At 47.0% G+C, this 8,117-nt stretch carries 6 protein-coding genes and 1 tRNA gene; 2 read left to right on the forward strand and 5 right to left on the reverse strand.

Going from position 1 to position 8,117, the window contains the following annotated elements; genetic code table 11:
* Nucleotides 1-7: 7 nt before the first annotated feature.
* Nucleotides 8-1,339 (reverse strand): ferredoxin reductase family protein, encoded by a 1,332-nt coding sequence (locus tag AACT21_RS03310; protein ID WP_176430169.1) that lies wholly within the window; start codon nucleotides 1,337-1,339, stop codon nucleotides 8-10.
* A 332-nt stretch (nucleotides 1,340-1,671) separates the two neighbouring features.
* On the opposite strand from AACT21_RS03310, the gene AACT21_RS03315 reads away from it, so the two are divergent.
* Nucleotides 1,672-2,085 (forward strand): VF530 family protein, encoded by a 414-nt coding sequence (locus AACT21_RS03315; RefSeq protein WP_013857204.1) that lies wholly within the window; start codon nucleotides 1,672-1,674, stop codon nucleotides 2,083-2,085.
* A 118-nt stretch (nucleotides 2,086-2,203) separates the two neighbouring features.
* Here the strand turns inward: AACT21_RS03315 and AACT21_RS03320 are convergent, their stop codons facing one another.
* The gene (locus AACT21_RS03320; protein ID WP_094163476.1) at nucleotides 2,204-3,310 is read right to left on the reverse strand and encodes a M23 family metallopeptidase; all 1,107 of its coding nucleotides are present in this window, start codon (nucleotides 3,308-3,310) and stop codon (nucleotides 2,204-2,206) included.
* Nucleotides 3,311-3,543: 233 nt separating this feature from the next.
* Nucleotides 3,544-3,620 (reverse strand) — tRNA-Arg (locus AACT21_RS03325).
* A gap of 201 nt (nucleotides 3,621-3,821) precedes the next feature.
* Between AACT21_RS03325 and folD the strand changes: the two genes are divergently transcribed.
* The gene (folD, locus tag AACT21_RS03330) at nucleotides 3,822-4,682 is read left to right on the forward strand and encodes a bifunctional methylenetetrahydrofolate dehydrogenase/methenyltetrahydrofolate cyclohydrolase FolD (protein WP_010317168.1); all 861 of its coding nucleotides are present in this window, start codon (nucleotides 3,822-3,824) and stop codon (nucleotides 4,680-4,682) included.
* 105 nt (nucleotides 4,683-4,787) lie between these two features.
* Here folD and AACT21_RS03335 read toward each other — a convergent pair whose 3' ends face one another.
* On the reverse strand, nucleotides 4,788-7,328 hold the full coding sequence (locus AACT21_RS03335; protein WP_094163478.1) for an Ig-like domain-containing protein: 2,541 nt from the start codon (nucleotides 7,326-7,328) through the stop codon (nucleotides 4,788-4,790).
* A gap of 378 nt (nucleotides 7,329-7,706) precedes the next feature.
* Nucleotides 7,707-8,117: nucleoside transporter C-terminal domain-containing protein (locus AACT21_RS03340; protein ID WP_303396330.1), on the reverse strand; the 411-nt coding region annotated here is incomplete at its 5' end.

Below are 8,117 nucleotides of genomic sequence, written 5' to 3' on the forward strand. Positions count from 1 at the left end.
CAAATACTCAACGCATCATAAACAACTCTTCATGGAACTGAGTTTCAACGTCTACATGGTAAGGCTTCAACGCCTGTTTTAAAGTCCGTGAAAACGCAACAGGGCCACAAAAGAAAAACTCAAAACCACTTAAATCACCACACTGGCGAGCAATAGTCTCGGCAGACAAATGCGGCGCAATGCTTGAATCAATCACTGTGAGGGAGACACCTGCACGCAATGCTTTCTGCTTAAGCTCATCACACAGGGCTTGCTCTGCATGGTGGCAGCAGAAAAACAGATAAGTAGCCGGATGCGCTTTTACCGTGTGTAAATAATCTAACCCAGCCATAAATGGAGCGATGCCGACACCGCCACCAATCCAGACTTGTGGCCTATCACTATAAAACTCAAATCGTCCATATGGACCTTCGACCTCAATCGGCTCACCCACGGTAATTCTCTTATAAAGGCCTGTGGTAAAATCGCCGAGCTCTTTGATCAAAAATCGCAGCTCATTAGCCTCATTGTACGAAGCAATAGTAAACGGATGCGGCTCTTCGCCAATAAAACTCAAATAGGCAAACTGCCCTGCTTTGTGTCCGGGCCAAGGTTTCTCCATCTTAATTCTTAAATCTAACGTTTGGCTCGCTGCGCAGTAGTGGCATGCGCTAATCTTCGCTGAATAACGTGCATTTCGGCCCACAAATCCAAGCAAACTGTAGACTGCTGCCGCGGAGCCAAGCGCAATAAACATCAACACTAACCAATAAATCGGCCAGCCCCAATACGCCTTTTTCAACAATAATACCGAATGCCCAGCCAGCAAAAGGTACACCACCGCCATCAAACGGTGCGATAAGCGAAACGGTTTGTATTTAATGGTTAGCCACAGTGATACACCCACCAGCAGCAATAATGAGTAGAACCCCCATTCGCCAATGGCTAACCCAATCGGGCGCATCTCTTTTACCCAAAGCGCAAAACCCGACAAGTTCCCCTGTGGGCCAGAGCCATTGAGCCGATTAGGTTTAGTCAGGAGCTCAAGTGCGATCATCCATTTCGGTATCTGGTAACAAAGCCAGTGAAATAAACCAAGCAACGTGGCCGAAATGCCCAGCCATTTGTGTATCCGATAACCTTTATCGATTCCTTGTGTCCACTGTTCAATAAGGGGCAAACGAAGCGCCAGCACCATAGCCAATGACATCGCCACAATGGCCAAAATGCCTGACCACTGGATAAAAGCCGATCGCCACTTGAAGAGGTTTTCAGACACCAAAAGCGTTGGCTCGGCTTGCATCCATAATACCGAGACAACCACCATCACAATCAATACCGTTTTGCTTACTCTGCTCATCACAATAACCACTTAAATATAAAGGTTATCTAAGAGTAACAATCACAACGTAAAGTAGATGAAGTAACAAGTAAATCTGTGTAAAGACGACAATCCAAGCTCTTTAAGCGCTATGTCCTTTTTATTGAACGCAGAAAAATCTGACCAATCAAACAACGCTGATCTTCCGCACGATAATCTTAGGGAGGGTCACTGAATTCTGTTAGAATGCGGCCCCTTCAACTAGCGTGTTAAGAGATGATCATTCGTGATGCCACGTTGTTTGAATAAAAAACCAACGAAAACCATACACCCCTGCTGGCCTCGGTTAGTGAACTACTTAGGAACTCGTTATGATGACTGAAGAAGAAAGAATTGAATTACAAAGAAATAACCCATTACACGGTCTTAAGTTAGAAACATTACTGCAAGAACTAGTGGATTTTTACGGTTGGGATATTCTCGATACGGCAATGCGTTTTAACTGCTTCCATACCAACCCATCGGTTGCCAGCAGCGTGAAATATCTCAATAAAACCGATTGGGCGAGAGAGAAAGTAGAAAACTTCTACCTATATCGCTTTAAACGTATGCCACGCGCTTCAGCTGAAGAATATGATCTGCCACCGCGCGCGCGCACTTTCCCACATGGCCTCAAACCTAAAGAGCCAATGGAGCTGACGGTTGATTCCATTTTAAACTCACAGGCTAAAGCGGCTTCTGCCCATAAAGAGCGTTCCGCACGTAACCGTTCGTTTCGTCGTTAAAGAACGATAAGTCAGTGATCGGCTCACGACACAACAAATCGGTTGAGCGCAAAATGAATGTTGGTGTAAGAGAGAACCTTGCACCAACATTTTCCATCACAACATTTCAGCGTGAACCTTAATTATAAATAGGTTGCCATAAGCAGACTTTCTGCTGCTTACGTTGGTCATACAGCCATGTATATTGGCAATGATTATCGTAACTATATCGCCCAGTCTGAACCTTATATGGCCCAAAACTCACACCTTGTAAAGATTGAAAACGCCCTTGATAAAGCAATGAGAAGTGCAAGTGAGGACCGGTGGACGATCCACCTTCACACAAAGCAATGGAACGCTGATTAGCATAAACACCCAACTTACTGTCTTTCGTCACCCACTGATTATTCGCGACTTGGATTCCGTCCATATGGTAATAGTTCGTCGCCCAACCGTTTGGATGCGTCACGCGCAGTTGGCACCGAGACATCACCGACACGTAGCCATCATGCGCGGCCGTTACACTGTAAGTTGGCGCGCCCCAAGCTGGCCAATCGTAAGAAACGTCGATTGAAGAAAGCGGAAAGCCTGAACCACTGTGCGCATGCGTACCGTTAGGTATCCACTGATACCCTTTGCGCCATGGCCACTGCATAAACCCCTCACTAGGCGAAGCAATGAGGTTTCCCATACGCATAGGAGCTGGTGTGTTTTGTGGTTCGCTGAAAGCACCAAACCAAAGCTCATATTGCGATTTCCATAATGCCCAATCATCCACCCGATTCAATTGCTGCATGACCGCTAACGTCGCAGCATTGTATTGAAGAGCCGATGAACTTTCTTGATAGTGATAGAAACGCTGAGACAGTTGATTCGCAATATCTTTGATCTGCCGCTGTCTATCGTCCAAGCTTTGATCCAAAGCACTCTCTTGTTCTAATAACGCTAAAGTGGTCAATAACACTCGAGGATCAACCCCTGTTGCCCCAGCCCAATGGCTAACTGACTCGACAAGCTCAAGCCAATGTGGCTGATGGGTACCAATAAAATCTTCAATATTGAAAGGACGTTGATGAGGTCGAAAAACAAACTCATCATCGCTAATCAGAGAAAATGGCAGTTGACTCTCTGCAAGCTGCGCTTCGTTAAGCCGTGGAGTATCGACATCAGGATACAACTGATGGCTTACCACCATTGGGCTAAAACAGATAAACCATGTCACTAAAGAAGATTTGGTTAGATTCATTACGCACCCTCCATATGAATTAAATTTCACATAGAGTGTGGCACAAAATATTCGTGGGATAGCTAAGAAGGTGCGTTTTGCGAGGCCAGTAGGAGCAAGATGTAATAAGATGAAAGCGATGAAATTATCAACACTCTGCACAAAAGTACCATCGGAGTAAAAAACCGAACGGATGAACATGAAAAACAAAAGCCCCGACAACTTTTTGAGTTATCGGGGCTTTCTTGAATAAATGGCGCGCCCTGTAGGATTCGAACCTACGACCACATCCTTAGAAGGGACGTGCTCTATCCAGCTGAGCTAAGGGCGCGCTACAGGGACAGGATTATACGAGTTGAACTCCGTAAATCAATCGCTTTCTCTAACATTCTGTTTCAAATGCCTAAAAAACTGCCATTCGCTAACCATGTGACGAAAAACAGAACAAAGCAAACGTTTGCTTATAGATGTTACTTTAAATATCTGCGACAATGCGCCCAAAAATATTTGCGACCAATGTGTAAGGAAAGCCATGACTGCTCAAAATATTGATGGGACACTCATCTCCCAGACGGTTCGCTCTGAAGTAGCGGCGCGGGTAAAAGCTCGCACTCAAGTGGGTCTTCGAGCTCCGGGGCTAGCGGTGGTGCTGGTGGGAGAAGATCCTGCGTCACAAGTGTATGTCGGCAGCAAACGTCGTGCTTGTGAAGAAGTAGGTTTTGTTTCTAAATCCTATGATCTTCCAGCAACTGCAGGTGAAGAGGAACTACTGGCGTTAATCGATAAGCTCAATGCCGACCCTGAAATTGACGGCATTTTAGTGCAACTGCCCTTACCTGCCGGGATTGACACAACCCATGTGCTTGAACGCATTGTTCCTGAAAAAGATGTCGATGGTTTTCATCCTTACAATGTGGGCCGTTTAGCCCAACGCATTCCTAAACTGCGCTCTTGCACGCCCAAAGGGATCATCACTTTGCTTGAGCGCTATAACGTTCAACTGCGTGGTAAGCATGCGGTGATTGTGGGCGCATCCAATATTGTCGGCCGACCAATGACGTTAGAGCTGCTACTGGCTGGTTGCACCACAACCACATGCCATCGCTTCACTAAAGATTTAGAGCACCATGTTCGCCAAGCTGATTTGTTGGTGGTGGCCGTTGGTAAACCCAATTTTATTCCCGGTGCATGGATTAAAGAAGGTGCCGTGGTGATTGATGTGGGCATCAACCGCTTGGAGTCAGGCAAACTGATTGGCGATGTCGAGTACGATGTAGCGCGCACCAAAGCAAGCTTGATCACCCCTGTTCCGGGTGGTGTCGGGCCAATGACGGTGGCCAGTTTGATTGAAAACACCCTGTTGGCATGCGAACAATTTCACCCCAATAACTGATCTTGTTATTGATTATTGCTAGTGGTTATTGATAGCTATGATCAGCGAGCCAAAAAGAACCCCAGCACTGCGCTGGGGTTCTTGCGTTATAAACCAACTTAGCCTTTATTGGGCATTATTCATTTGCGTCAGTTTGTTGCCTATTGGCGTAGAGAAATTGTAGCCGTCGTGTTCGTCCCAGTTAATAGACCATGTCATCACACCACCGTAGTTAGGGTAGTTGAAACTCGGTTTCACCGTCGCGCAAGAGGTTCCCTTGGTTAAGCAGTCCAACGCATCAAGAATGTTTTGCGTGGGCGCTTGCCCAGAGTTGGCAGAGCTCGGGCCAGAAGGCAAACCGATTGCAACTTGATCGTCACGCAGTGGTTCAAAGCGTGAACCATCGGCCAAATCAAACCCTTCTAACAGCATTTTTGATTGGGCGACCATCATATCCACCGAACCTTCAGGTGCTGCACCCGGTAGATAAGGGTTTGGCAACCCACCGTTGTTGTAGAGCTGAACATGAAGTAGATCGAGTGTGTCACGAACCTCATTGATGATAGGAATATATGCACCCCAAATGCCGCTATAAGCCACCATTCCTCCTTGAACATAAGGGTGTTCTGGTGCCATGGTCAGGTACATATCACCGCCGATGTTGGCTTCAATTTGCTTTAATGCCCGGCCCAAGCGCGCTTGAATTTGCGAGCCATGCATTAAGTTAGAACCACTTTCTAAATCAACATCCAAACCATCAAAACCCCACTCTTTGATCAACGCCGTCAAACTATCAACAAAGTGCGCTTCATCACTGTCAGTATTGAGCGTAATGTTGCCTTCAGCGCCACCAAGTGACAAAACAAAAACTTTGCCTTTGGCTTGCAAGGTCGCCATATCTTGCTTGAACTGGGTAGCATCTAAGGCGGGACAGCTACTATGCGCATCGCCTGCGAAAAGATTGAAATGCACGGTTCCATTACTGTTGCGGTCATTATCGGCAAATGCAATATCGATCACATCCCACGCATCAGACATATCAGCGAGACGCATTGGGCAGCCAGCAGCATTGACAAAATTATGCCAGTAACCGATCAATTTGTGCTTTTTCTGTGTCTGTTCAACCACCTTCACGGCAGCTGCGTCTGACAATACACTACTGCCTGCATCATAAGCTTGCGCAGCCACTGTGTATTCGCCGATAGCCGTAGGTGTCCAAGTGTAGGCATAAGGCGCACTAGTATCAGTTGCGACCACCGCTCCATTCACTAAGAAATCGACTTTAGAAACAGCACCAGTGAGTGACGTCGCATTGGCAGCAATATTGACTGGTTTACCTAAACCGACGGTTTGCCCTGACGTTGGCGATGTTAACGACACCACTAACGCTTGATCGCTCACTGAAACGTTAATCTGACTTTCAGCGTTATTATTGTCATTATCGGTTGCGATGGCTTTGAGTGTGGTACTTCCGACCTTGTTCGCAACCCACTCAACCGAATAAGGCGCTTGGTTTACTACGCCAAGGCTCGTGCCATCAGCAAGAAATTCCACTTGTACTACACTGCCATCGGCATCATTAGCTTGTGCACTGAGCAGGATGGTAGAACCAGCCAGAATCACTTCATTATCAGCAGGGCTTGTCAATGAAACGGTAGGTGGCGTGGCGCACGCGCCCATTCCTGTCCACGCTTCTTGCCAATAACTTCCTTTGCCCGGCTCATAGGCCCACGCTGAGCTGGAAGAGCACCAACCTGCGATATCACAACGGAACTTTTGATTATTGTTTTGCACCAGTTCGCCCGCAGCGTAACTGCTACCCGCCACATAGGTTGCTAAACCTGCACAACCACCACTTGAGCCTCCAGATACAACCAAGGCGACCTCTTGGCTATGAGTCGTTTGGTTATCATTATCCGTCGCTTTGGCTTTAAAGGTGTGAGAACCTGAGACAGCAGTCCAATCGTGGGCATAAGGTTCTGAAGTATCTGAAGCGATGAGTTGTCCATCCACATAAAAATCAACTTGCGTGACGGTTCCATCCGAATCGGTAGCATTAGCACTTAGCGTCAATAAGTCGCCAGCCACTAGCTGCTCAGCACCTGTTGGGCTGGTTAAGGAGATGGAAGGAGGCACTAAACCACCAACAGGAGTAACCGAGATGGTTGACGCGGTTGACGTAGTCGCACCCTGATTATCAGTGGCAATTGCAGTCACTTGGGTTGCGCCTAAAGCGGCAGTCCAATCGGTTTGGAAAGGCGCTTGTGTGATGACGGCGATCGACACGCCATCAATCAAAAATTCAACCTGTGCCACGCTACCATCGCTATCAGACGCGGTGGCTTGTAGCGTGATTAAGCTGCCTTGTGGGATTTGTGCATTATTGGCAGGAGAAACGAGATTTAGCGTGGGTGGAACATTGCCACCACCGCTGTCACACTGCCCGAGTGATAGCCAAAATGCCCAGGGGCCGTTATTGCTTGCAGGATCATTTCCCTGCGTCCAATAGTTAGCTTGATAGGCTGCGTTAGATTGCGTCACTTTATCGCCGGACGTATAAATGGCGGCCGTATCCCAAGAGCCCAAGCCATCACAGTTATAGGCTTGAGCTTGGTAGCTTATCCCTAACGTTGTAATAATGGCGGCTCTGAGTAGATAAGAACTCATTGTTCTCTCCTTTGCTTATGAATAATTAACCCGTTCCCAAGTAACTTGACGTGGTGGCCTGCAATACGCGAGATAAAAACAAGGCAACATCAAGTAGGCAGGGTATATAACTAATAAGCTAGAGGACGAGAATTGCACTCTAAATAACTGATAATTTTAATTATCTCAGCTCAAAATCACGGCATGATTTCAACATCAACACCGCTTGCAAATCTTTTTCGGCGGACTTCACGAACTCACCTAATCACACGTCGTTGAGAAATTGATATGGTCAATATTATTTTGGTGAGATGGATGGATAAAAATGCCGGCTCTGTTAGCCGGCATCGAAGATACAAAATGTATGGTGGGTTTTCGTAACCAATAGAAACGCTACGTTTATAGCGACAAAATAACCCCAGCAAGCGCAGCACTCATCAAGTTAGCCAGCACGCCAGCACTGATCGCTCGAAAACCATATTGAGAGATGAAGCTGCGACGCTCTGGCACCAAACTGCCCAAACCACCGATCAATACTGCCATGGTCGAAATATTGGCAAAGCCGCACAGAGCAAAAGTTACAATCGCTTGAGAATGTTCACTGAGCGAATCTTTTACGTCCATCAATTGGATAAAAGCGACAAACTCGTTCACGACAATTTTATTACCAATCAGTGAGCCTGCCGTCATCGCTTCGCTCCATGGAATGCCCACCAGCCACGCAACTGGAGCAAATAGGTAGCCTAAAATCAATTCAAAACTAAGGGTTAAGCCAAACAGCCCCCCCACCCAGCCCAATAGGCCGTTGAG

Source organism: Vibrio sp. V08_P9A1T1 (assembly GCF_963874405.1).
Taxonomy (GTDB): domain Bacteria; phylum Pseudomonadota; class Gammaproteobacteria; order Enterobacterales; family Vibrionaceae; genus Vibrio; species Vibrio anguillarum.

What these genes read in the sequence shown, in the direction of transcription:
- AACT21_RS03310 (WP_176430169.1), bottom strand. Translation starts at nt 1,339, where the DNA reads ATGAGCAGAGTAAGCAAAACGGTATTGATTGTGATGGTGGTTGTCTCG.
- AACT21_RS03315 (WP_013857204.1), top strand. Translation starts at nt 1,672, where the DNA reads ATGATGACTGAAGAAGAAAGAATTGAATTACAAAGAAATAACCCATTA.
- AACT21_RS03320 (WP_094163476.1), bottom strand. Translation starts at nt 3,310, where the DNA reads ATGAATCTAACCAAATCTTCTTTAGTGACATGGTTTATCTGTTTTAGC.
- folD (WP_010317168.1), top strand. Translation starts at nt 3,822, where the DNA reads ATGACTGCTCAAAATATTGATGGGACACTCATCTCCCAGACGGTTCGC.
- AACT21_RS03335 (WP_094163478.1), bottom strand. Translation starts at nt 7,328, where the DNA reads ATGAGTTCTTATCTACTCAGAGCCGCCATTATTACAACGTTAGGGATA.